This is a genomic window from Burkholderia paludis (assembly GCF_000732615.1).
In the GTDB taxonomy this organism is placed as follows: domain Bacteria; phylum Pseudomonadota; class Gammaproteobacteria; order Burkholderiales; family Burkholderiaceae; genus Burkholderia; species Burkholderia paludis.
The window spans coordinates 101,418-125,924 of record NZ_JPGL01000025.1 but is presented as its reverse complement, the minus strand read 5'-3'; the positions used below and the strand labels follow the sequence as shown (position 1 = coordinate 125,924).

Annotated in this window: 20 protein-coding genes and 1 riboswitch; of the genes, 16 read left to right on the top strand and 4 right to left on the bottom strand. The window is 69.7% G+C overall.

The window, feature by feature from the left end; genetic code table 11:
* Positions 1-130: 130 nt before the first annotated feature.
* The 10 genes from GQ56_RS0117360 (at position 131) to GQ56_RS0117315 (ending at position 12,961) form a co-directional block, all read left to right on the top strand.
* On the top strand, positions 131-1,714 hold the full coding sequence (locus GQ56_RS0117360; protein ID WP_031399864.1) for a Na+/H+ antiporter: 1,584 nt from the start codon (positions 131-133) through the stop codon (positions 1,712-1,714).
* A 460-nt stretch (positions 1,715-2,174) separates the two neighbouring features.
* Complete coding sequence (locus tag GQ56_RS0117355) at positions 2,175-3,308, top strand: hybrid sensor histidine kinase/response regulator (RefSeq protein WP_031399863.1); 1,134 nt, start codon at positions 2,175-2,177, stop codon at positions 3,306-3,308.
* A gap of 121 nt (positions 3,309-3,429) precedes the next feature.
* Positions 3,430-5,106, top strand: a complete 1,677-nt coding sequence (locus tag GQ56_RS0117350) for a methyl-accepting chemotaxis protein (protein ID WP_031399862.1) — start codon at positions 3,430-3,432, stop codon at positions 5,104-5,106.
* A 41-nt stretch (positions 5,107-5,147) separates the two neighbouring features.
* Positions 5,148-5,615, top strand: a complete 468-nt coding sequence (locus tag GQ56_RS0117345; protein WP_407638593.1) for a chemotaxis protein CheW — start codon at positions 5,148-5,150, stop codon at positions 5,613-5,615.
* Positions 5,612-7,009: a CheR family methyltransferase gene (locus tag GQ56_RS0117340; protein ID WP_031399860.1), complete on the top strand. Its 1,398-nt coding sequence runs from the start codon at positions 5,612-5,614 to the stop codon at positions 7,007-7,009. The genes GQ56_RS0117345 and GQ56_RS0117340 overlap by 4 nt, the downstream gene beginning before the upstream one ends.
* 46 nt (positions 7,010-7,055) lie before the next feature.
* The gene (locus GQ56_RS0117335) at positions 7,056-7,766 is read left to right on the top strand and encodes a chemotaxis protein CheW (RefSeq protein ID WP_031399859.1); all 711 of its coding nucleotides are present in this window, start codon (positions 7,056-7,058) and stop codon (positions 7,764-7,766) included.
* Positions 7,763-10,072 (top strand): hybrid sensor histidine kinase/response regulator, encoded by a 2,310-nt coding sequence (locus tag GQ56_RS0117330; RefSeq protein ID WP_031399858.1) that lies wholly within the window; start codon positions 7,763-7,765, stop codon positions 10,070-10,072. Before GQ56_RS0117335 ends, GQ56_RS0117330 begins: the two co-directional genes overlap by 4 nt.
* Entirely contained in the window at positions 10,069-11,088 is a 1,020-nt protein-coding gene (cheB, locus tag GQ56_RS0117325) for a chemotaxis response regulator protein-glutamate methylesterase (protein ID WP_031399857.1), read from the top strand. The genes GQ56_RS0117330 and cheB overlap by 4 nt, the downstream gene beginning before the upstream one ends.
* Positions 11,089-11,171: 83 nt before the next feature.
* Positions 11,172-11,275, top strand: a riboswitch (Fluoride riboswitch).
* A gap of 79 nt (positions 11,276-11,354) precedes the next feature.
* Entirely contained in the window at positions 11,355-12,596 is a 1,242-nt protein-coding gene (locus tag GQ56_RS0117320; RefSeq protein WP_031399856.1) for a voltage-gated chloride channel family protein, read from the top strand.
* 71 nt (positions 12,597-12,667) lie between these two features.
* Positions 12,668-12,961 (top strand): hypothetical protein, encoded by a 294-nt coding sequence (locus GQ56_RS0117315; protein ID WP_235212708.1) that lies wholly within the window; start codon positions 12,668-12,670, stop codon positions 12,959-12,961.
* An 18-nt stretch (positions 12,962-12,979) separates the two neighbouring features.
* Here the strand turns inward: GQ56_RS0117315 and GQ56_RS0117310 are convergent, their stop codons facing one another.
* Both GQ56_RS0117310 and GQ56_RS0117305 read right to left on the bottom strand, forming a co-directional pair.
* Positions 12,980-13,693 carry a riboflavin synthase gene (locus GQ56_RS0117310; protein ID WP_031399854.1) on the bottom strand — a complete coding sequence of 238 codons (714 nt, stop codon included), beginning with the start codon at positions 13,691-13,693 and terminating at the stop codon, positions 12,980-12,982.
* A 211-nt stretch (positions 13,694-13,904) separates the two neighbouring features.
* Positions 13,905-15,767, bottom strand: coding sequence for an ABC transporter ATP-binding protein (locus GQ56_RS0117305; RefSeq protein WP_031399853.1), 1,863 nt, complete (start codon positions 15,765-15,767; stop codon positions 13,905-13,907).
* Between the two features lie 490 nt (positions 15,768-16,257).
* On the opposite strand from GQ56_RS0117305, the gene GQ56_RS0117300 reads away from it, so the two are divergent.
* Positions 16,258-17,139, top strand: a complete 882-nt coding sequence (locus GQ56_RS0117300) for a Dyp-type peroxidase (protein WP_031399852.1) — start codon at positions 16,258-16,260, stop codon at positions 17,137-17,139.
* 89 nt (positions 17,140-17,228) lie between these two features.
* Here the strand turns inward: GQ56_RS0117300 and GQ56_RS0117295 are convergent, their stop codons facing one another.
* On the bottom strand, positions 17,229-17,630 hold the full coding sequence (locus GQ56_RS0117295) for an OsmC family protein (RefSeq protein ID WP_031399851.1): 402 nt from the start codon (positions 17,628-17,630) through the stop codon (positions 17,229-17,231).
* A 98-nt stretch (positions 17,631-17,728) separates the two neighbouring features.
* On the bottom strand, positions 17,729-18,652 hold the full coding sequence (locus GQ56_RS0117290) for a LysR family transcriptional regulator (RefSeq protein WP_031399850.1): 924 nt from the start codon (positions 18,650-18,652) through the stop codon (positions 17,729-17,731).
* Positions 18,653-19,148: 496 nt separating this feature from the next.
* On the opposite strand from GQ56_RS0117290, the gene GQ56_RS0117280 reads away from it, so the two are divergent.
* The 5 genes from GQ56_RS0117280 (at position 19,149) to GQ56_RS0117260 (ending at position 24,434) form a co-directional block, all read left to right on the top strand.
* The gene (locus GQ56_RS0117280) at positions 19,149-20,219 is read left to right on the top strand and encodes a helix-turn-helix domain-containing protein (protein WP_031399849.1); all 1,071 of its coding nucleotides are present in this window, start codon (positions 19,149-19,151) and stop codon (positions 20,217-20,219) included.
* Positions 20,168-21,484 carry an Nramp family divalent metal transporter gene (locus GQ56_RS0117275; RefSeq protein WP_031399848.1) on the top strand — a complete coding sequence of 439 codons (1,317 nt, stop codon included), beginning with the start codon at positions 20,168-20,170 and terminating at the stop codon, positions 21,482-21,484. Before GQ56_RS0117280 ends, GQ56_RS0117275 begins: the two co-directional genes overlap by 52 nt.
* An 81-nt stretch (positions 21,485-21,565) precedes the next feature.
* Complete coding sequence (locus GQ56_RS0117270) at positions 21,566-22,156, top strand: phosphatase PAP2 family protein (protein WP_031399847.1); 591 nt, start codon at positions 21,566-21,568, stop codon at positions 22,154-22,156.
* 435 nt (positions 22,157-22,591) lie between these two features.
* A complete protein-coding gene (locus GQ56_RS0117265; RefSeq protein ID WP_031399846.1) occupies positions 22,592-23,380 on the top strand; it encodes an SDR family oxidoreductase in 789 nt (262 codons plus the stop codon).
* 37 nt (positions 23,381-23,417) lie between these two features.
* Positions 23,418-24,434: an NADP-dependent oxidoreductase gene (locus GQ56_RS0117260; RefSeq protein ID WP_031399845.1), complete on the top strand. Its 1,017-nt coding sequence runs from the start codon at positions 23,418-23,420 to the stop codon at positions 24,432-24,434.
* The last annotated feature ends 73 nt before the right edge of the window (positions 24,435-24,507 follow it).

Here is a 24,507-nt window from a genome sequence, read left to right as displayed (position 1 = left end):
CCGCCCACCGCCCACCGCGCCGGCCGATGCGCGCTCGACTGCGGGGCTCGCGCCGTGATGTAATCGCGCCAAACTGCCGACCGGGGGACGACGCCGGAAAGCACGCATTCATTCTTCACGAGGACGATTCATGTCTCCCGTCTCGGCATTCAAGCTGGTTTTGTTGTCATTCCTCGCGATCGTCGCACTCGAATGCATCGCCAAGCGGTTGCGGCTGCCGCCGGCGGCCGCGCTGCTGGTCGGCGGCATCGGCATCGCGTTCATTCCCGGCCTGCCGCCGGTCAACCTCGATCCCGAGCTGGTGCTGCTGGTGTTCCTGCCGCCGCTGCTGATGGACGGCGCGTATTTCTCCGTGTGGGAGGAGTTCAAGCGCAACGTCGGCGGCATCCTGTTGCTCGCGATCGGCGCGGTCGTGTTCACGACGTTCGCGGTCGGCTTCGCGGTGCACTGGGTGGCGCCGGCGTTGCCGTGGGCCGCGTGTTTCGCGCTCGGCGCGATCGTGTCGCCGCCCGACGCGGTGGCCGCGAAGGCCGTGCTCGAACGCGTCGCGCTGCCGCGCCGGCTGATGGTGCTGCTCGAAGGCGAAAGCCTGCTGAACGATGCGGCCGGCCTCGTGCTGTTCCGTTTCGCGGTCGCGGCCGCGCTGACCGGCGCGTTCAGCCTCGAGCACGCGGTCGTGCGCTTCGCGGAGCTCGGGCTCGGCGGCGTCGTGGTCGGGTTCGTGGTCGGCAGGCTCGTCGTGTGGTTCCTGAAGCTGCTCGACGACGACTATCTCGTGATCACCGTCGCGGTGATCGCCGGCTGGATCGCGTATATCGCGGGCGAAATGGTCGAGGTGTCGGGCGTGATCGCGACCGTCACGGCCGGCATGATCGTCGGCTGGCATCAGCACGAGGTGTTCTCGGCCGCTGTGCGCACGCGCGGCACCGCGTTCTGGCAGGTTATCGTGTTCCTGCTCGAGGCGATGGTGTTCGTGCTGATCGGGCTGTCGCTGCGCGGCGCGATGCACCGGCTCGGCGGGTTCGAGCAGGTGCTCGGCACGATGGCGCCGCCGGTGTTCGCGGTGCTGGCGGCGGTGATCGTGTCGCGCTTCGTGTGGATCTACGCGGTCGAGGCGCTGAAGTGGCCGGTGCGCGGCATCGCGCGGCGCGGCGAAACACCCGACTGGAAAGCCGCGACGATCATGAGCTGGGCGGGGATGCGCGGTGTCGTGACGCTGGCGATCGCGCTGTCGCTGCCCGAGGCGATGCCCGGCCGCGACGTGATCCTGGTGGCGTCGTTCGCGGTGATCCTCGTCACCGTGCTGCTGCAGGGCACGACGATCGGGCCGCTGATCCGGCTGCTGCGCCTGCCGCAGCGCGAGGAGCGCGCGGCGCATCACCTGACCGAGCCGCAGACGTGGGCGCATGTCGAGGCGGCGCAGCTCGCGGCGATCCAGCCGCTCGTGCGCGACGAGAACGGGGTCGTGATCCATCCGCGCCTGCTCGAGCAGTACACGTATCGCGCCGAACTGACCGAGCGGGCGAAGGACGAGCCCACGTATCCGGCGGAAGTGCGCGCCGCGCACTACGACGTCGTGCTGGCCGCGATCCGGGCCGGGCGCGCGGAGCTGTTGCGCCTGCACCGCTCGGGCCGCATCCACGACGAGATGCTGCACGCGCTCGAGCGCGACCTCGACCTTCAGGAAGTGTCCGCGCAGCACGCGCGCGGATAAGTCCCCTCCAATGCGCGGCCGGCTGCCTGCCGGCCCGCCCCCTCGGAGCGGCGCCGGCACGGCGATTTTCCCGCCCTTGCGCCGCTTCGTCCGCCTGTTTTTCTATCCGGCCCCAATTCGCCGGACGGTCAGCCTTGCAGCGCATGCAAGCCTGACGGGCCGATCTCGCAAACGTTACCGCATTTCGAATCCGTAAATGATCTGATTTATATGATTCGGTCTCTTTCTGCATATTTGGCAAAACTAAACCGGAAGGTGATAGATGCTGTGTTCTAATTTCATTTAGAATCAGCCGGTTATCTTTATTGAGAGAAAGGATGCGTAGGTAATGCGGCCGCCTGCGGGGAAAAATCGGCGTCCGATGCCCTGAAAAGCAGTGCTGACAGGCCAGGTCGGCGGAATCGGGTGGGGTTTTCAACCGCCAGAATAAGATAGCGTGCAAGCCGGATAAACAACTCCTATGAAAGAATCGATTGGAGAATCGGCGTTTGAAACTGTATTTATGAAAGAATCGAGCGGTGATAATGCCCCGGATTGTCTTGAATCGGGGTTATCGGTCCTGCTCGTCGACGATCAACCGTTCGTCGGCGAGGTGATTCGCCGCGCGCTGCGCAGCGAGCACGACATCGACCTGCACATGTGCACCGACGCACATCGGGCGATGGCGGTTGCGCGCGACGTGAAGCCGACGGTCATCCTGCAGGATCTCGTGATGCCGGAGATCGACGGCCTCGATCTCGTCCGCGCGTGGCGCGCGGACGCCGCCACCGCTCGCGTGCCGATCATCGTGCTGTCCGCGAAGGAGGAGCCGATCGTCAAGCGCGAGGCGTTCATCGCCGGCGCGAACGACTATCTGGTGAAGCTTCCCGACGCGATGGAGCTGGCCGCACGCATCCGCTACCACTCGAATTCCTACCTGATGTCGCGGCAGCGCGACGAGGCGCTCGACTTCCTGTCGCACGACATGCGCTCGCCGCAGACGTCGATCCTCGCGCTGCTCGACGTCTACCGCGCCGAACACGGCGACATGCCGGCGATCATGGAGCGCATCGCCGGCCACGCGCGGCGCGCGCTTGCGCTCGCCGACGGCTTCATTCACCTGACCCGCGCGCAGTCCGAGCGCCGCGCGCACGAGGTCGTGATGCTCAATGAGATCGTGCTCGATGCCGTAGACCAGCTGTGGGAGAAGGCAGCCGGGCTTGGCGGCCGGGTCGTTGCGCACGTGCCCGATACCCCGTGCGTGACGATGGGCGATCGCATGATGCTGACGCGCGCGGTCGCGAACCTGATCGACAACGGGCTGAAGTACGGCCCGCCCGGCACGGACGTGCACTGCACGCTGAGCGCCGAGGACGGCGCGTGGCTGATCGGCGTCGAGGATGCCGGCGCGGGGATCGCGCCGGAGCAGCGCACGGCCGCGACCGAGTCGTTCGTGCAGCTCGAAGCCGTGCATGGCGCGACGCGCGGCGGCTTCGGCCTCGGGCTGGCGTTCGTCCGCGCGACGGCGGCGCGGCATCGCGGCCAGATCCTGATGCGCAATACGGCGCGCGGCTTCATGGTCGCGCTCCGGCTGCCGGCGCAACCGGAGCGATGATTGAGCGGCGCGGCCCGCCGGCGCCGCGTCGTCCGCAGACCCCGATGCCCTCGTGGCGCGCCGACCGGCGCGCAGGCGGGCGCGGTTTTTTCAACGAAGATACTAGAAGCCCATAACGAACATGGCCACCGTGACGCCCCGCGCGACCAATGAAAGCCTGCATCCGACGATCGGCGCTGGCCGGCTGACGCTCGGCAATCGCATCCTGCTCAGCTTCGGCGTGCTGTTCGTGCTGATGCTGGTGACAGCCGGCGTGTCGTACGAGCGACTGCGCGCGATCAACAGCGAAGCCGTCAGCATCGAGCGCGACTCGCTGCCCGGCGTCTACCTCGCGTCGTCGTTGCGCGGCGCGGTGAACGAATCGTTCATGCTGCTGCAGCAGGCGACGTTCGTCGAGACGGACCCCGAGAACATCCAGCACGATCTCGCGAAGATCGCCGATTCGGCGAAGGACGTCGAGTCGCTGTCGGTCGACTATCAGAACTCGATCTTCCGCGACGACGACCGGCAGCGCTTCGCGACGTTCCGCGGCGCCTACGATCACTACCTGCCGCTGCTGAACGAAGCGGTGCAGCGGCACCGCCAGTCGCACGACGACGCGGTGGCCGCATACGCGAAGGTGCTGCCCGCATGGGCCGAGGTCGTGCGCAACGCGAACGTGCTGGTGCAGGAAAACCGCAAGTTCGCCGAGCAGTCGGCGAAGCTGATCCGCGAATCCGTGCAGGACACCGAGGTGGTGCTCGCGACCGCGCTGGCGATCATGCTGCTGTCCGCGCTGGGGCTCGGCTACGGGCTGTACCGCTCGGTGACCGTGCCGATGGCGCGGCTCGTCGAGGTGCACGACGTGATGCGCACCGGCAACCTGACGCACCGCCTCGACCTGCAGCGCAGCGACGAGTTCGGCACGCTCGAGACGGGCTTCAACCGGATGGCCGACGAGCTGACCGAGCTCGTCGCGCGCGCGCAGCAGTCGTCGCTGCAGGTGACGACGTCGGTCGCCGAGATCGCGGCGACGTCGCGCGAGCAGCAGGCGACCGCGAACGAAACCGCGGCGACGACCACCGAGATCGGCGCGACCTCGCGTGAAATCTTCGCGACGTCGCGCGACCTGCTGCGCACGATGAACGAGGTGGCCGGCGTGGCCGAGCAGTCGGCGACGCTCGCGGGCGTGAGCCAGAGCGGCCTCACGCGGATGGGCGAGACGATGCGCAGCGTGATGGACGCGGCCGGTTCGGTGAACGCGAAGCTCGCGATCCTCAACGAGAAGGCGCTGAACATCAACCAGGTGGTCGCGACGATCACCAAGGTGGCCGACCAGACCAACCTGCTGTCGCTGAACGCGGCGATCGAGGCCGAGAAGGCGGGCGAGTACGGTCGCGGCTTCGCGGTCGTCGCGACCGAGATCCGCCGCCTCGCCGACCAGACGGCGGTGGCGACCTACGACATCGAGCAGACGGTGAAGGAAATCCAGTCGGCCGTGTCGGCGGGCGTGATGGGGATGGACAAGTTCTCCGAGGAAGTGCGCCGCGGGATGCTCGACGTGCAGCAGGTCGGCGGGCAGCTGTCGCAGATCATCGCCGAGGTGCAGACGCTCGCGCCGCGCTTCCAGATGGTCAACGAGGGGATGCAGACGCAGGCGAACGGCGCCGAGCAGATCACGCAGGCACTGTCGCAACTGTCGGAGGCCGCGCAGCAGACGGCCGAATCGCTGCGCCAGTCGTCGCAGGCGATCGACGACCTGACGCTCGTCGCGAACCAGTTGCGCACCAGCGTGTCGCGCTTCAAGGTCGACGCGTGACGCGCGCCGATCCGCAGAACGGCGTACACGCGCTGTTCCTGATGTTCGAGCTCGACGGCGAGCGCTATGCGCTCGACGCGGCCGGCATCGACGAGGTGCTGCCGCTGGCGGTCACGAAGGCCGTGCCCGGCGCGCCGGAGTGGATCGCCGGGCTGCTGATGCGCGGCGGCCAGCCGGTGCCGGTGATCGACGTGCCGATGCTGGCGCTCGGGCGCCGTGCGCACGCGCTGCGCTCGACGCGGCTCGTGATGGTCCGCTACCGCGTGGGCGAGGCCGGCGGCGTACGCACGATCGGCCTGATCGTCGAGCGCGCGACGCGGACGATGCGGATCGACCGCGCGGCATTTCGCGCCAGCGGCATCTCGACCGCGCGCACGCGCTGGCTCGGGCCGGTCGCGAATACGCCCGACGGCGTCGTGCAGCAGGTATCGGTAGCCGACCTGATCGACGACGTTGCACGCCTGTATCTGTTCGACGGCCCGCCGGGCCACGGGGGAGAGTCCGCATGAAAGAATCCGAATCGCGATTTCGCGACTGGCTGCTGCGCGAAACCGGCATCGACCCCGATTCGCTCGGCAACGATTTCATGACCCGCGCGCTGACGGAACGCGTGCACGCGCTGCAGGCGGACGGCGAGCGCCTGCCGTCGGCGGCCCGGCCGCCCGTGACGCCGGAGGCGCTCGACGCGTACTGGCAGCAGCTCAATGCATCGGCCGACGAGCGGCGCGCGTTGATCGAGCTGTTCGTCGTGCCCGAAACCTGGTTCTTCCGCGACCGCGAAGCCTTCGCGACGCTCGCGCGGCTGGCGCTCGAGCGGGTCGCCGCGTTGCCCAGCCGCGTGATCCGCGTGCTGAGCGCACCGTGCTCGACCGGCGAGGAGCCGTATTCGGCGGTGATGGCGCTGCTCGACGCGGGGCTCGATCCGGCCAGCTTCACGGTCGACGCGATCGACCTCAGCGCGCGCGCGATCGAGCAGGCGCGGCTCGGCAGTTACGGGCGCAACGCGTTTCGCGGCACCGCGACGGAGTTTCGCGCGCAGTATTTCACGCCGACCCGCGACGGCTGGCTGCTCGACGAACGCGTGCGCGCGTGCGTGCATTTCAGTCAGGCGAACCTCGTCGAACCGGTCGCGGACACGGGCATTCGCTACGATTTCGTGTTCTGCCGCAACGTGCTGATCTACTTCGATCGCGACGCGCAGGATCGTGTGATCCGCTCGCTCGACGCGCGTCTCGCCGACGACGGCATGCTGTTCGTCGGGCCGGCCGAAACGGGCGTCGCGATGCGGCACGGCATGCGCTCGGCGCGCGTGCCGCTCGCGTTCGCGTTTCATCGCGAGGCCGCCGGCACGGCGGTCGACGCATACGCCGCCCGGCCGGCGGCGCCGTTCAGCGTGGCGGCGCCATACCGGCGCGCGGAACGCTTCACGGTCGCGCCGCTCGCGGCGGCGCGTTCTGTGCTGGCCGTCGCGCCGCCGGCCTGGCTCGGCGAGCTCCGCCAGCCGTTCGCGCCGCCGCCGGCCATGCCGGCGGCCGCGTTCGACGCGCGGGCCGACCTGCCGGTGGCGGCGGGCGAACCGGCCGCGCCGGCCGCCGACGGCCTCGCGCCGACGCTGGAAGAGGCCCAGGCGCTTGCGAACGCCGGCGCATTCGACGAAGCCGAACGCGTGCTCGCGCAGTTCTCGGCGCGCGTCGGCCCGCATGCCGATGCGTTCTACCTGAACGGGCTGATCGCGGATGCGCGCGGGCGCGCCGCGGAAGCCGGCGATTTCTACCGGAAGGCGCTGTACCTGCGGCCCACGCACCACGAGGCGCTGACCCATCTTGCGACGCTGCTCGACGTCGGCGGCGATCGCGCCGGTGCGCAATGGCTGCTCGAGCGCGCACGGCGCTCGGCCGGCTGATACGACTACGGGTTGGGAACCGACACCGCGATGACCAGAGGAATTCATGAACCGCGCCGCCGCTGCCACTGACGCTACGACGATCGACGTCGACGATTGCTGGAACCGGATCGGCACGCGCGGCGATCGTTCGTGCGAACGGCTGAACGACTGCCTGCGCTGCCTGAACTGCCCTGTGTATGCCTATCACGCGGCGAAACTGCTCGAGCGCCCGCTCGACGCGGCCGAGCTGGCCGACGCCGCGCGCCGGATGAGTGCGTCCGGCACGACGCACGTGCATGACGCCGACGCGGACTCGCACCACGCGGCGCTGGCGTTCCGCGTGGCCGACGAATGGCTCGCGCTGCCGATCGGCGTGCTGCGCGAGATCGCCGGCACGCGTCCGATCCATTCGCTGCCGCATCGCCGCAATTCGGCCGTGCGCGGCGTGGTCAACATTCGCGGCACGCTGCGCATCGCGATCTCGATCGGCGCGCTGCTCGGCCTCGGCGCCGGCAAGGGCGGCAACGGCCGCGGCGACGACGGCCGTTTCACGCGGCTGCTGGTGGCCGCGCACCAGGGCGAGCCGGTGGTGTTCCCGGTCGACGAGGTCGAGGGCGTGCTGCGCTTCGGCGCATCCGACTGGGTACCCGTGCCGGCGACGGTCGGGCGCGCGAGCGCCGGCTTGTCGCGCGGCGTGCTGTCGTGGCGCGGCAAGTCGGTGGGCCTGCTCGACGACGATCGCCTGTTCGACGCCGTGACGCGGAGCATGCGATGAGCGGCGATGACGACCTGAGCCATCTGTCGCTGCTCGAGCTGTACCGCGAGGAGACGCGCACGCAGACCCAGGCGCTGTCCGAGCGGCTGCTCGCGCTCGAATCGGGCGAGCCCGATTCCGTCGCGCTCGAGGCGTGCATGCGCGCCGCGCATTCGCTGAAGGGGGCCGCGCGCATCGTCGGCGTGCCGCTCGGCGTCGACATCGCGGGGCGGATGGAGGAGTGCTTCGTCGCCGCGCAGGCCGGCACGATCGCGCTGACGGCCACCCACGTCGACGTGCTGCTCGCCGGGGTCGATTTGCTGGTGCGCGTCGGCGACCCGCAAGCGCAGCCGGTGTCGCAGACCGAGATCGAGGTGTTCGCGGCGGCGCTGACGGGCGCCGACGGCGCGCAGACGATGCACGCGCCGGCCGCCGGGCCGGCGCCGGTGCCGCCGTCGTTCGTGCCGTATCGCGAGCACGACGGCGCCGCGAACGAGCCGGTCGGGGCCGGCGCCGCGGTGCCGCCGCTCGCGGTGTCGGCGACGGCGCCCGATCCGGCCCAGGCCGGCCGCGTGGCCGGCGCCGGCGCGATGCGCCGCGTGCGCGCGGACACGCTGAACCGGCTGCTGAGCCTGTCCGGCGAATCGCTGGTCGAATCGCGCTGGCTCAAGCCGTTTGCCGAATCGATGCTGCGCGTGAAGCGCGCCCAGCGCGACGCGGCCCGTTCGCTCGATCTGATGTACGAACAATTCGCCGACGATCTCGACGCGGGCATGCTCGCGTCGATGAACGAAGTGCGGCACATGCTCAACGACCTGCAGCGTTCGCTCGCCGAGCGCATGGACGAGTTCGACCGCTTCGAGCGGCGCAGCACGCATATCGCCGAGCAGCTTTACGACGAGGCGCTGCAGTGCCGGATGCGGCCGTTCGGCGACGCGACGCGCGCGTATCCGCGCATCGTCCGCGATCTCGCGCGTTCGCTCGGCAAGCAGGTGCGCTTCTCGATCGTCGGTGAGGGCACGCAGGTCGACCGCGACATTCTCGACCTGCTCGACGCGCCGCTCGGCCACCTGCTGCGCAACGCGATCGACCATGGCGTCGATTCGCCCGAGGCGCGGCGCGCGCGCGGCAAGCCGGACGAGGCGAGCGTGACGCTGGAGGCGCGCCACAGCGCCGGTTCGCTGCTCGTCAGCGTGATCGACGACGGGCCGGGCGTCGACATGGACGCGCTGCGCGCGGCCGTCGTGCGCCAGCGCCTGACCGACGACGAGACGGCCGCGCGGCTGTCCGATCCCGAGCTGCTCGAATTCCTGCTGCTGCCGGGCTTCTCGATGCGCGACGCGGTGACCGACGTGTCGGGCCGCGGCGTCGGCCTCGACGCGGTGCAGGAGATGGTGCGCGGCGTGCGCGGCGCGGTGCGGATCTTCAACGAGCCGGGCGCGGGCATGCGCTTCGTGCTGCAGTTGCCGCTCACGCTGTCGGTGATCCGCAGCCTGCTCGTCGAGGTCGCCGGCGAGCCGTATGCGTTCCCGCTCGCCCATGTGCGCCGGACGCTCGAACTCGCGCACGACGATATCGACGTGCTCGAGGGGCAGCCGCACTTTCCGTTCGACGGCCGGCGCGCGGGCCTCGTCGCCGCACACCAGCTGCTCGACGCGGGCGAGCCCGATGCGACCCGCACCAGCACCGCGGTCGTGGTCGTCGGCGGCGAGCCCGAGCTGTACGGCGTGGCGGTCGACCGCTTCCTCGGCGAACGGATGCTCGTCGTGCAGCCGCTCGACGGCCGCCTGCACAAGATCCAGAACATCGCGGCCGGCGCGCTGCTCGAGAACGGCGACCCGGTGCTGATCGTCGACGTCGAGGACCTGATCCGCTCGGTCGACAAGCTCGTGCGCGGCGGCCAGCTCGCGCGGCTCACGCGCGACCCGCAGCGCGCGCTCGCCGACCGGCGCCGCCGCGTGCTCGTCGTCGACGATTCGCTGACGGTGCGCGAGCTCGAGCGCAAGCTGCTGGAAAAGCGCGGCTATGACGTGACGGTCGCGGTCGACGGGATGGAAGGCTGGAACGCGGTGCGCAGCGACGCGTTCGACCTCGTCGTCACCGACGTCGACATGCCGCGCATGGACGGCATCGAACTCGTCACGCTGATCAAGGGCGATCCGCTGCTCAAGCGCGTGCCGGTGATGATCGTGTCGTACAAGGATCGCGACGAGGATCGCCGTCGCGGGCTCGACGCGGGCGCCGACTACTACCTCGCGAAGAGCAGCTTCCACGACGAGGCGTTGCTCGATGCCGTGCACGACCTGATCGGGGACGCGCGCGCATGAACATCGGCATCGTCAACGACCTGCCGCTCGCCGTGGAGGCGCTGCGCCGCGTGCTCGCGCTGCGCGCGGACCACCGCGTGCTGTGGGTGGCCACCGACGGCGACGAGGCGGTGGATTTCTGCGTCGCGCATCCGCCCGATCTCGTGCTGATGGATCTCGTGATGCCGAAGGTCGACGGCGTCGTCGCGACGCGCCGGATCATGGCGCGCGCACCGTGCGCGATCCTGATCGTGACGGCGAGTGTCAGCGCGAATACGTCGTCGGTCTACGAGGCGATGGGCGCCGGCGCGCTCGATGCGGTCGACACGCCGACGCTCGCGCTCGGGCTGTCGGCCGGCGCGTCGTCGCAGGCGCTGCTCGCGAAGATCGACCAGATCGGCCGGCTGCTCGAAAGCCGCACCGCCGCGCTCGTGCCGCCGGGGCCGACGCCCGAGCGCGGCCAGCCGACGCTCGTCGCGATCGGCGCGTCGGCGGGCGGGCCGACCGCGCTCACCGCGCTGCTGCGGGTGCTGCCGGCCGATTTTCCGGCCGCGATCGTGATCGTCCAGCACGTCGACCAGGCGTTCGCGCTCGGGATGGCCGAGTGGCTCGACGGCTACACGCGGCTGCCCGTGCGCGTCGCGCGGCAGGGCAGCGTGCCGCTGGCCGGCGAGGTGCTGCTCGCGGCGACCAACGATCACCTGACGCTGTCGCCGCGCGGCGTGCTCGGCTATACGCGGCACCCGGTCGAGACGCCGTACCGGCCGTCGATCGACGTGTTCTTCAACAGCGTCGCCGACGGCTGGCAAGGCGACGCGTTCGGCGTGCTGCTGACGGGCATGGGGCGCGACGGCGCGCTCGGCCTGAAGGCGATGCGCGCGAAGGGCTGCTACACGATCGCGCAGGACGAGGCGACCAGCGCCGTGTACGGCATGCCGAAGGCGGCCGCGGCGATCGGCGCGGCGTCGGCGATCCTGCCGCTCGAGCGGATCGCGCCCCAGCTGATCTCGCGCATTGCGCGCCTGCCGCGCGACTGACGGCGTGCCGGGGCGCGCGCCGCCGTCCTGTCGCGGCGCGCCGACGGCCGCATTGCGGGCGTCGCGCGGCGTCGCGTACAATGGCGGCCAGCGGAGATGGCATGCCTCCCTGCGGTCGTTCCCGGCGCATCGTGCGTGGGGCGGCCCTCAACCGCCGGTTTGCCCGGCTGATGATGCCTGCGTGTTCCTGGGTCGTCAGGAGGTCGCAGGCCGTCCATGCGGTATTCTGCCGCCCAGGTTTTGATGTTCCGTCGAATCTGGAAATCATGTTTTTCAAGACTTCTGCCGATCTTTTCTCGAGCGTGCGCTACGTATGCCGCTGGCTCGCGCTCTCGGCCCTGCTCGGCGTGCTCGCCGGCACGGCATCCGCCCTGTTCCTGATCGCGCTCGACTGGGCGACCGGCACGCGCGTGGCCCATCCGTGGCTGCTGTGGGGGCTGCCGGCCGCCGGTTTCGCGACCGGGTGGATCTATCATCGTTTCGGCCAGTCCGTCGCGCGCGGCAACAACCTGCTGATCGACGAGATTCACGACCCGAAGGCGCTCGTGCCGAAGCGGATGGCGCCGCTCGTGCTCGTCGCGACCGTCGTCACGCATCTGTTCGGCGGCTCGGCGGGCCGCGAGGGCACGGCCGTGCAGATGGGCGGCGCACTGGCCGACCGGATCACGCACGTGTTCCGCCTCGATCGCGAGCATCGCCGCGTGCTGCTGATGGGCGGCATCGCGGCCGGTTTCGCGTCGGTGTTCGGCACGCCGCTCGCGGGCGCGGTGTTCGGGCTCGAGGTGCTGGCGATCGGGCGCGTGCGCTACGACGCGCTGCTGGCCTGCGTCGCATCGGCGATCGTCGCGGACGTCGTATGCCGCGCGTGGGGCGTGCATCACACCGTCTATGCGATTCCATTCGTGCCGGCCGTGTCGGCGACGGGCCTGGCCGTGACCGTCGTCGCGGGCATCGCGTTCGGCGTCGTCGGGCGGCTGTTCGCGTTTGCGACGCACGCGCTGACCGCGTGGTTCCGGCGCGTGGTTCGCCATGCGCCGCTGCAGCCGGTGCTGGGCGGGTTGCTGGTCGCGGCGGCCGCCACCGTGCTGAACGTGCCGCAGTATCTCGGGCTCGGCATTCCGACGATCGAGGCCGCGTTTCACGGCCCGCTGCCGCTCTACGATTTCGCGGGCAAGTTCGCGTTCACCGTCGTCACGCTGGCGTCGGGGTTCAAGGGCGGCGAAGTGACGCCGCTGTTCTACATCGGCGCGACGCTCGGCAACGCGCTCGGCCAGGTGCTGGCGCTGCCGGTGCCCGTGCTGGCGGGGCTCGGCTTCGTCGCGGTGTTCGCCGGCGCGGCCAATACGCCGATCGCATCGACCATCATGGCGATCGAGCTGTTCGGCGCGGATATCGGCGTGTACGCGATCGTCGCGTGTGTCGTCGCGTATCTGTTTTCGGGGCACGCGGGGATCTATCGCGCGCAGCGCGTGGCGGTGGGGAAGGGCGCGCAGGTCGAGGCGGAGTGAGGCCGCCGGACACCAACGGGATACACAGGATGACAGTGGACGACTTTCTGACCGCAGCGAACCGCCTTGCCATGCCCTGCCTTCGATACCGCTTCGCGGATGGCGACGCACCCGTCGCCGGCTACCGGCATGGCGTCGAGGCCGGCGCATTGTGCATGTCGTTCGAGCGCGACGGCGTGTGGCTGAACGTGTATCTCGACGAGGACGGCACGTCGGGCCGGGTGGAAACGGCCGCGCATCCCGTCCGTTCTGCGCGCCCGCTATGCCGCTCCGACGCAATCCTGCTCCCGCCGGTCGACGCGGTGTTCCGTTTCGGCTCCGCCGCGCTCGGAAGCCGGTATTCGGTGATCCAGCGCATCACCTGAAACACCGGCGGGCGGGCGTTACGGCTTCGGCAGTCGCGCGACGTGGCGGGCCAGCAGCTCCTCGATGTCGACGCCTTTCTCCGCCAGCACCGCGGTGACGACACCCGTCAATTCGCCGAGCGTTTCCCTGACCGATTCGCGGATCGTATCGACGACCACCTGCGTGCTGCGCTCGATCTCGATGTTGACCTTGTCGTTGACGCCCTTCGCATCGAAGGTCGTCGCGCGCCGCGTTTCCGGAATCAGCCAGATCTCGAACCAGCCTTCGTCGCGATTGACGTCCGACACGGTGAGGCTGCAGCCGTTGATCGCGATGTAGCCCTTCGCGAACACGTATCGCTTGAACTCGGACGGCACGCCGATGCGGATCATCCGGTTGTGCTCGGACGTCGCGATGTGCAGGATGGTGCCCGGGAAGTCGACGTGGCCGGACAGCGGATGCCCGCCGATTTCCGCGCCGTCCTTCGCGGCCCGCTCCACGTTGATCCGCGAGCCGGTCGACAGGTCGGCCAGCGTGGTGATTTTCAGGCTCGGCAGCATCACGTCGAAGTCGATCAGCTCCGGCGAATGGATGGTCGTCACCGTCAGGCACACGCCGTCGACCGAGACGCTGGCGCCGATCTCGATGTCGTCCGAAAACCGTTCGGGGAAGGCGATGCTGAAGGTTCTCAGCTCCCCGTGATCCTTGATGGCCTGGATGACGCCAACGCCCTGGACAATTCCTGTAAACATGGTCGATCCCTCGTCGCAAATTTCCTGGCCGACATGATAAGTGATCCCGGAAGCGACGACTCGCGACGCGCGGTTCCGGGGCGCCCCGCAGGGGCCGCGCACGCAAAAAGGGCCGTGCGCCCGGCACGGCCCCGATCTTGAACCTGACCCGCTGACGGCCGGGGCCCGGCGGCGGCAACCCGCCATCGGGCCCCGGCGCGACGGGCCGGCGTCAGGCCTCGGCCGGTTCGTCCAGCGAGCCGGCGTCGTGGTCGGCCGCGCGCGGCGGCGCATCGGCGAGCCCCTTCGCGAGCTCCAGCGCCTGCCGCTCGAACAGCCGGCGATAGATGCCGCCGTCGATACGGATCAGCGCGTCGTGGCTGCCTTCCTCGACCACCTTGCCGCGATCGAGCACCAGCAGCCGGTCGAGCGCGCGCACGGTGGACAGCCGGTGCGCGACCACGAGCGTCGTGCGGCCGACCATCAGCCGCTCCATCGCCTGCTGGATCAGCACCTCGCTCTCGCTGTCGAGGCTCGACGTCGCTTCGTCGAGGATCAGGATCGGCGCATCGGCGAGGAACGCGCGCGCAATCGCGACACGCTGGCGCTCGCCGCCCGACAGCTTGATCCCGCGTTCGCCGACCAGCGTGTCATAGCCGTCCGGCAGTGCGGCGATGAAGTCGTGCGCGCTGGCGAGCCGCGCCGCGCGTTCGATTTCCGCGCGGCTCGCGCCGGGGCGCGCATACGCGATGTTCTCCGCGAGCGTGCGGTGGAACAGCACGGGCTCCTGCTGCACGATCGCGATCTGGCTGCGCAGCGAATCCTGCCGCACGTGCGCGATGTCCTGGCCGTCGATCGTGATGCGGCCGCCCGACACGTCGTACAGGCGCTGGATCAGCTTGATGAAGGTCGTCTTGCCCGACCCCGAGTGGCCGACGAGGCCGACGCGCTCGCCGGGCGCGATCCGCATCGAGAAGTCGTCGTACAGCGGCACCGGATGGCTGCCGTAGCGGAACGTCACGTGCTCGAAGCGGATCTCGCCCTGGCCGATGCGGATGGCCGGCGCGCCGGGACGATCGTCGATGCCGAGCGGCTGGGATTCGAGCGCGACGAGTTCCTCCATGTCGTTCACCGAGCGCTGCAGGTTGCGGATGTGCATGCCCACGTCGCGCAGGTAACCCTGCAGCATGAAGAACATCGTCAGCGCGAACGCGATGTCGCCGACGCTCGCCTCGTCGTTCGCCCACAGCCGCAGCGCGACGCCGATCATCGCCGCCTGCATCGCCACCAGCATCGCGCCCTGCAGCCCGCCGTTGAACGTGCCGCGCACCCATGTGCGGCGCGTGCGCTGCCGCCATTTGTCGATCACGCGTTCGAGCCGCGCTTCCTCGCGCGCTTCCGCGCCGAACGCCTTGACGACCGCGTTGCAGCTCACGGCATCGGCGAGCGCGCCGCCCATGCGCGTATCCCACAGGTTGCCGAGCCGCGCGGCCGGCGCGACGATGCCGAGCGATACCGCGACCGTCACCGCGATATACAGCAGCGAGCCCGCGCCGACGACGAGCCCCATCGCGGGCCAGTGCGTGCCGAGCAGCACGGTGGCGCCGACCAGCATCGCGACCGACGGCAGCAGCGCGATCAGCACGGTGTCGTTCAGCAGGTCGAGCGCCCAGATCCCGCGCGTGATCTTGCGCACGGTCGAGCCCGCGAAGCTGTTCGCGTGCCAGTCGGTCGAGAAGCGCTGTACGCGATGGAACGACGCGGCCGCGATCTCGCTCATCATTTTCAGCGTGAGCGGGATGATGTTCAGGTACACGCCCTGGCGCAGCACCGTCGCGCCGAGGCCGAGCGCGGCGAGCGTGCCGAAGGCGGCGAGCGCCGAATGCCACGCGGCGGCCCGGTCGGTCACGCCGGCCGACAGGGCGTCGACGAGGCGGCCCGCGAACAGCGGCGTGAGCACGTCGACGAGCGCGGCGAGCAGCGCCAGCGCCACGACCGTGGCGATGCGGGCCGGCTGCTTGCGCCAGTAGCGGAAGGTGAAGCCGAATACGGCCTGGAATGCATGGCCGCCCTGACGAGTGGTTTTCTGGGTCATGTATCGTTGCCCGGCGCATCGCGCGACGGGACTTTCCGGTTCGGAGAACATCGAAAACGCAACAGCCGGAGCCGCGCAAGGACACGCGGGCGAAACGGAACGGGCTGTCAGGAAAAGGCGCGGCCGACGGGTTGGTGAAAAGCCCGGGAGCCGGCGCGGACGGCGGGCTGGATCAGCTGCGCCGCGGGACCACGTTCGGGAAGGTGGCTGGCATTGGCAACATCTGCACCTCCCCTGAAGTGAACGGTTGAAAGGACGCCGAAAAGACGTGGAAAGATTCTATCAGCAGTGCCCGGCGCGCCGCAACGTCTGACGAATGCGGCGTTGCCGCGTCGACACGGTTGGCATTCAGGGTTCCGGCCCTTTTGTCGCGCGCCTCGCGCGGCGCGGCGGCGCATGGGCCGGCGTGCGCATCGATTACACTTCAGCGTTCGCAGCGCGGGACGATGCAGCCCGCGCGGATTCACCACGATACATTCCTGAGGAAACGATGAGCGACGTTCAGCAAGGCATCCTGACCCCGATCGATACGGCGGCCCGATACCTCACTTTCACGATTTCGAACGACGGCAATGTGGCGGCGGCGCTGGCCGCGCTGCGCGAGATCGTCGACGGACGCGACACGGTCGTCGGGTTCGGGCATGCGCTGGCCGCGCACCTGGGGCGCCCGGTTCCGGGCCTCGTCGAATTTCCGGCGTTCAAGGTGCAGGACCGCACGCTGCCGGCGACGCCGGCCGACGTGTGGGTCTGGCTGCGCGGCGACGACCGCGGCGAGATCGTGCTGCGCGCGCGGGCGATCGAACGCGCGCTGGCGCCGGCGTTCGCGCTGCAGGACGCCGTCGACGGTTTCCGCTATTCGAACGACCGCGACCTGTCCGGTTACGAGGACGGCACCGAGAACCCGGATGGCGACGCGGCGGTGGCTGCGGCGATCGTCGCGGGGCAGGGCGCGGGGCTCGACGGCGCAAGCTTCGTCGCGGTCCAGCAATGGCTGCACGACTTCGACCGGATGGAGCGCATTCCGTCGGGCGACATGGACAACATCATCGGGCGCCGCCGCTCGGACAACGAAGAACTGGACGATGCGCCCGAGTTCGCGCACGTGAAGCGCACCGCGCAGGAAAGCTTCGAGCCCGAGGCATTCATGCTGCGCCGTTCGTCGCCGTGGTCGGATGCGCGCCGCGCCGGCCTCTATTTCGTCGCGTTCGGCAACTCGTTCCGCGCGTTCGACGTGCAGATGCGTCGCATGAGCGGCGCGGAAGACGGGATCGTCGACGGCCTGTTCCGCTTCACGCAGCCGCTGACGGGCGCCTACTTCTGGTGCCCGCCGATGAAGGGCGGCAAGCTGGATCTGTCCGCGCTCGGACTGTAAGCGCGAGACCGGATCGACGAACGGGCGGGGCGTGCATCATGCGCGCCCCGCCCGTTTCGTTTAGGCGCGACGATCGTGCGCCGCGCGTGTCAGCCCAGCGTCGTGTCGATCCGCGTGCCGCGCTTGATGAACTGCGTGACCGGCGTCTTCTCGCAGATCTCGGCGAGGCGCTGGCGTTGCGCATCGTCGAGCGGGCCGTCGAGCGTCACGATGCGGCGCACGTATTGCGTGCCGTCGCGATCGGCATGCAGCTCGGTGCGCACGTCGATGCGCGCGGCCGGCCACGCCTTGCGCTGCATGTACATGCGCAGCGTCGCGGCCGTGCATTGCGCGAGACCGGCCAGCACGAACTCGTACGGCGCGGGCCCGCGATCCTGGCCGCCTTCGCGCGGCGCCTCGTCGCCGGTCAGCGCGTGCGTGCCGGCCTGCAACCGGACGACGTAGTCGGGCGCGTCGGCATCGAGGACGGCGGCGGCGTGGATGAGCGGCATGGCAGGTCTCCGGGAAGCGGGCAAGGAAAAGCGGGCGCCGCATGGCGGCGTGCAGCCGTCAGCATACCGTCCCGGCCGCGGCGGCGTGCGCTGCGCGGCTACGCGTCGGTCGCGCCGGCGCTGTGGCGCACGAGCGCGGCGACGCGTTCGCGCACCCACTGGTGCGCACGATCGGCGTCGCGCGATTCGTGCCAGTAGGCGAGCAGCGGGAACGGCTTGAGCCGCAGCGGCAGCGGCTGCACGACGATCGGCAGCAGCGCGGCCATCCTCAGCGCATAGGTGTGCGGCAGCGTGACCAGCAGGTTGCCGGCCGCGGCGATCTGGCATGCGGCGAAGTAGTGCTGGCAGGTGAGCCGGATATCGCGGAAGCGGCCGTCGTTGCCGAGCAGCACGTCGAGCGATTGCGGCTCGCCGAGCGACGACACCGCGATGTGCCGCGCCGCGAAATAGTCGCCGCGCCGCAGCGGTTCGCGCGCCAGCGGATGATCGCGACGCAGCGCGACGACGAGCGAATCGTCGAGCAGGTGTTCGGTGGCGATGCGCGGGCCGGTCGGCACGCGCCGGTCGACGACGAGATCGAGATTGCCCGATGCGAGCTCGCGCTCGATGTCGGTCACGGCAATGCGGCGGCTCACGAGCCGCAGGCCCGGCGCCTCCTCGGCGAACGCGGCCACGATCCGCGGCAGCGCGATCGATTCGAGCACGTCGCGAATGCCCACCGCGATGCTCAGGTCGAGCGTTGCGGGATCGAAGCCCGACGGCGCGCGCGCGGTGCCTTGCAGGCCCTTCAGGTGCTGCTGCACGTCCGCGATGATCGCGCGCGTGCGCTCGGTCGGCACGACGCGGTTGCCCTGGCGCACGAACAGCGGATCGTCGAAATGCGCGCGCAGCCGGTTGAGCGCATGCGTGACGGCCGGCTGCGTGAGATGCAGCGCACGGGCGGCCGCGCTGATGCCGCCATGCACGTAGACGGCGTCGAGCACGCGAAACAGGTTCAGGTCGAGTCGGTGATCGGCGGGCACGGGGGCGGGCGGCGTGATGAATCGTGGGCCGATTCTAATGGATGTGCGGGCAACGGAGGCGCGGGTTCGCGTGCGCGGCGAACGGAGATGCCGGCTGCCGGCCGGGGCCGTTTCAATCGCGCGGCGGCGGCGGCTTCGTCGCGCTGCCTGACGCCGCGCGCCGCTGTCGAACAGGCCTGCCGCAACGCACCCGATCGCCACCTGCGGCGGTGCCGGCATGCGCGCATTCGCGCAGGCCGGCCGGCGCCGTCCGACAGCCTGTAGTAATCCGCCATGATGCTGTCCGCGTCGGCCATTTCGCGCCAAACGCGCAATCCGTTCGGCTAAGATGCCGTCGCTTCATATTTCGGGATAGCCGTCCTGTCGAACGCATTCAAACCAAATATAAGCCCGACAGTTCGACGGTATTACAAGAAAGTCGAAACAAGCGGGGGCTTGGCCAGTGAATGCAGCAGATCAGAGATGGGTCGTTATCTATTTGAGCACGGGGTTTTCGTTGGCTCAGGCCGCGCGACTCGGCGAGGTTTTCAATCTGGCGAATCGTCTGCACGCGTACAGTGCCGATTACCAGTTGAAGTACGTATCCGAAACCGGCGGGCTGCTGCAGTCGTCGTCCGGCGTGAGCATTGCGGCCGATCCGCTCGGCGACGAGCACGGGCGCCGCGCGCTCGCGTTCTTTCATCTTCACGGCGACCGCGCGGCCGTCAATTGGGATGACGCATTGCAGCGACGCCTGACCGACATTCGCCGTCGTGCGCGCTGGATCGTCGATGCGATGGACCTGCCCACGCTCGCGGCGGTGCAGCGGCCGGCGGCGATGCTCGACGGGCTGCCCGGCAGGGCGGGGCAGCGTACCGCGACGACGGTCGAACTGAACGGCGGCGAAACGGACGTGTTCGCCGTCGTGCTCGACATGTTCCGCGCCGATCTCGGCGATCGCGCCGCGCAGGAGATCGCCAGCAACATGATGCGGCCGGTCGAGCAGCGCTACGTGCAGTCGATGTGGGCGTTTCGCGAGCTGAGCGCGAGCCCGTCGATCCGGACGTCGGTGCAGCAGTTGCGCGCGCAGAGCGTGAACCGCACCTCGATCGCGAACATCGCGCAGGCGGTTGCGATGAGCGAGCGCAACTTTCTGCGGCGCTTCAAGAAGGAGATCGGCGTGACGCCGACCGAGTTCGTCCAGCACGTGCGGCTCGAGCGCGCCTGCCACATGCTGGTCCACACGACGCTGCCGGCCGACAAGGTCGCGCGCCGCACCGGGTTCGGCAGCGGCGAGCGGCTCGCGAAGCTGTTTCGCCAGCGCATGCTGATGTCGCCAACCGAATTCCGCGTGTCCGAGCGCGAAAGGCTCCATGCGCGCGGCACCGTGCCGGTCGATGCGGACGACGGCGAGGGGCACGCGTCCGCGTGCGGCCACGATGCCGGGGCGGGTTGCGCGGCGTGCGCCACCGTGCGGGAGGCAATCGGACGGATACCCGTAGAATCGACCTCTCGCGATCTCGATTCCCGGTTTTCATGCCACTCCTCCCTACTACCGCCACTGCCCCTTTCTGCCCGTCGGAAGTAAAGGGCAGTATCACGATCGACGCCGGCGCGCCGCGCTGGCAGAAGCTCAAGCGTTTCTTCGGCCCCGGCCTGCTGGTCGCGATCGGCTACATGGATCCCGGCAACTGGGCGACCGACATCCAGGCCGGTTCGCAGTTCGGCTATTCGCTGCTGTGGGTGGTCGCGTTCTCCAGCCTTGCGGCGATCTTCCTGCAGATGCTCGCGGCGCGGCTCGGCCTCGTCGCGGGCCGGGATCTCGCGCAGGCCAGCTACGACCGCTACGGCCGGTTCGGCCGCGTCCTGCAGTGGGTGACCGCCGAAGTGTCGATCGTCGCGTGCGATATCGCGGAAGTCCTCGGCTGCGCGCTCGCGTTCAAGCTGCTGCTCGGCGTGCCGCTCGCGTGGGGGATCGTGCTGACCGCGCTCGACACGGTGATCGTGCTCGGCCTGCAGGGCAAGGGGTTCCGGCAGATCGAGGCGATCGTGCTCGCGCTGATCGCGACGATGGCGTTCTGCTTCGTCGCGCAGGTCGCGATCACGCCGCCGGACTGGCACGCGGTGGTCGGCGGGCTCGTGCCGGGAGACCCGGGCCACGACCGCAAGGACGCGATCGTGCTCGCGCTCGGCATCGTCGGCGCCACGATCATGCCGCACAACCTCTACCTGCATTCGTCGGTCGTGCAGACGCGGCGCGTGGTCGGCGGCGCGCGCGGGACGATTCGCGACACGCTCGCGCTGGTGCGCATCGATACCTGCGTGTCGCTGTTCGTCGCGATGCTCGTCAACGCGGCGATCCTGATCGTCGCGGGCGCGGCGTTCCATGCGACGGGCCAGCACAACGTGACCGACATCGAGCAGGCCTACAAGCTGATTACGCCGATCGCGGGCGGGGCGGCGGCGCTGCTGTTCGGCATCGCGCTGCTCGCGTCGGGGCAAAGCTCGACGCTCACCGGGACGATCGCGGGCCAGGTGATCATGGACGGTTTCCTGCATACGAAGATCCCGTGCTACCAGCGCCGGCTGATCACGCGCGGGCTCGCGCTCGTGCCGGCGCTGATCGGCGTGCTGTGGCTCGGCGACGGCTCGGTCGGCCAGTTGCTGGTGTGGAGCCAGGTGCTGCTGAGCCTGCAGCTTCCGTTCGCGATGTGGCCGCTGATCCGGACCGTCAGCGATCGCTCGGTGATGGGCGAGCACGGGATCGGGCGCGGGATGCAGGTCGCCGCGTGGGCGCTGTTCGCCGTGATCACCGGCACGAACCTGCTGCTGATCACGGGTGTCGCAGGCTGATACAGCCTGTCACAGGATGAAACAGGCGCGCCGTGCGCATGCGGTAAACTGCGGCCTTTCGATAGCCGTCCGAAGTCCGTCATGTGGAGTGAAATCAGCAACCTCGGCGATGCCGCGCTGACCCTGCCGATCGCGCTGACGTGCGCGGCATGGCTCGCGCTGGCCGACTGGCGCCTCGCCGTGCGCTGGGGCGTGCTGCTCGCCGCCGGCATGGGCCTGGTCGGCGCAACCAAGATCCTCTACGCCGGGTGCGGCATCGAACTCCCCAGCTTCGATTTCCGCGTGATCAGCGGCCATACGATGCTGTCGACGTCCGTGTGGACGGTCGCGCTGTCGATGCTGTGGCAGGCGTTCCGGCCGGGCAAGGCGCCCGGCATCGCGGCCGGGCTGGCCATCGGCGCGGTCACGGCCGTCGCGCGCGTGTTCGATCACTCGCACACCGTTCCCGAAGTCGTCGTCGGCTGGATGCTCGGCGCGCTGGTCGCGCTGGCGTTCCTGCGCCGCTACGACGGCGCGCGGCAGCGCGCAGTGTCTCCGCGTGTCGCGGCCGTCTGCCTGCTGCTCGTGTCGGGCATCGCGTACGGGCACCGCGCACCGTTCCAGCAGATGATCGACACGCATTCGCCGCAACTCTGCGCGTTCGTGCGCGCGCCGTCGGGCGACAGGTTCTGACGGTCGTCGCTCATCGGTCGCTGCCGGCGATCGCGCGGCGGTTCCCCGTATCGTTCTCCCGGTTGCATCCCGCCCGTCGCGTCCCGCGATGCGCCGCCTCCTGAGCCGACGAACCGGCCGGTCCGCAGGATCGGCCGCGTCCGCTCGCGGATCGCCGCGGGCGGGCGAAGGTCATGATTCCCGTTGATGACCGGGCATAACGAATATTCATTTCATCGATTGGCGGCATTCGCGTACGCTGGCTGTCGTTCGACCGGGGGCGGCTGCCCGGTCCGTCGGGCGCGTGCCGCGTCCGTCTCGATATACTCGCGGAAACCACGGCGCGCGTCGTGGCGTCGACGCACCGGCAACCGGCCCGCGTCGGCCCGGCGGCGACACGCGGTCCGCCGTCGCGGCAGCGTTGCGCGCCGACGATTCACGATAGGAGCAGGTCACATGACAGTCGTTTCTCCGCGCCTTGCCGGCAAGTGCGCATACATCACGGGCGCCGCGGGCGGCCTCGGCCGCGCGATCGCGCGCCGGATGGTCGAGCAGGGCGCGCACGTGTTCGTGACCGACATCGCCGACGCGGCGGTGCTCGATGCCTTCGCGCAGGAACTCAACGCGGGCCGTGCGAAGCCGGTCGCGTTCGCGGCGACCCAGGACGTGCGCGACGAAGCAAGCTGGCAGGCGCTGCTCGCGCAGGCGAACGAGGCGATGGGCGGGCTGTCGGTGCTCGTCAACAATGCGGGCGTCGGCTCGATCGGCTCGCCCGCGCAAATCGAGCTGAACGAATGGCGGCGCGTGATGGCGATCAACGTCGAGAGCATCGTGCTCGGCTGCAAGCACGCGCTGCCGTATCTGGCCGCCAGCCATCCGGCCTCGATCATCAACATCTCGTCGGTGGCCGCGTTCAAGGTCGAGCCCGATTTCACCGCGTACAACGCGTCGAAGGCGGCGGTCGCGTCGCTGACGAAGTCGGTCGCGATCGACTGCGCGCGCCGCGAGCTCGACGTGCGCTGCAACTCGATTCACCCGGCGTTCATCCGCACGGGGATCGTCGAGCCGCTGTTCCAGACGCTCGGCGAACGCGACGCGACGCGCAAGCTCGCACGCGGCATCCCGCTGCGCCGGCTCGGCGAGCCGGACGACGTCGCGCATGCGGCGGTCTATCTCGCGTCCGACGAGAGCCGCTTCGTGACGGCCGCCGAACTCGTGATCGACGGCGGCATGTGCGCGGTCTGACGCGCATCCCGAACCACAACGACCGGAGGAGAACCTCGTGTCCACACCCGTGAACCGCCAGCTGTTGCTGAAGACGCGCCCGGAAGGGCGGGTCGGCCGCGAACACTTCTCGCTCGTCGAGGCGCCGGTGCCGGCGCTCGCGGACGGCGAGGTGCTCGTGCGCGTGCTGTACCTGTCGATGGACCCGACCAACCGCGTGTGGATGAGCGACGTGCCGCAGTACCTGCCGCCCGTCGCGATCGGCGAGGTGATGCGCGCGCTCGGCATCGGGCGCGTGGTGGCGTCGCGGCACGCCGGTTTCGCGGCGGGCGATCTCGTGCAGGGGCTCGTCGGATGGCAGGACTACGCGGTCGTACCGGCCGACCAGGCCGCGCAGCTCGTGAAGCTGCCGGCGCAGTCGGGCCTGCCGCTGCCGACGCTGCTCGGTGCGTGCGGGATGAGCGGACTGACCGCGTATTACGGGCTGACCGATATCGCGCCGGTGCAGCCGGGCGAGACGCTCGTCGTGTCGGCGGCGGCCGGCTCGGTCGGCTCGATCGCCGGGCAGATCGGCAAGATCCACGGCGCGCGCGTGGTCGGCATCGCGGGCGGACCGGACAAGTGCCGCTACCTGACCGAGACGCTCGGCTTCGACGCGGCCGTCGACTACAAGGCCGACGATTTCCGTCAGCAACTGAAGGCGGCGACGCCGGACGGCGTGCACGTCGACTTCGAGAACGTCGGCGGCGAGGTGATGCGCGCGGTGCTGTCGCGCATGGTGATCGGCGGTCGCGTCGCGCTGTGCGGCGTGATCTCGAACTACAACAGCGGGCGCGCGGCGGACGACGTCGGCGTGCTGATCTCGAAGCGGCTGACGATGCGCGGCTTCCTGATCCTCGACTACCGCAAGAGCCGCGAAGCCGTGCAGACGCTCGCGGGCTGGCTGCGCGACGGCCGGCTCAAGGCCGAGGAGACCGTGGCCGACGGCCTCGAGAACGCGCCCGACGTGCTGAATCGCCTGTTCGACGGCGACCATCGCGGCAAGCTCGTGCTGCGGGTCGATCCGGACGCCTGACCGTCCCGCGGCGTGGCGCGCGAGGCCGCGCGCCTGCTGCCGCGACGCGTCGTCGAGCACGGTGAATTCGATC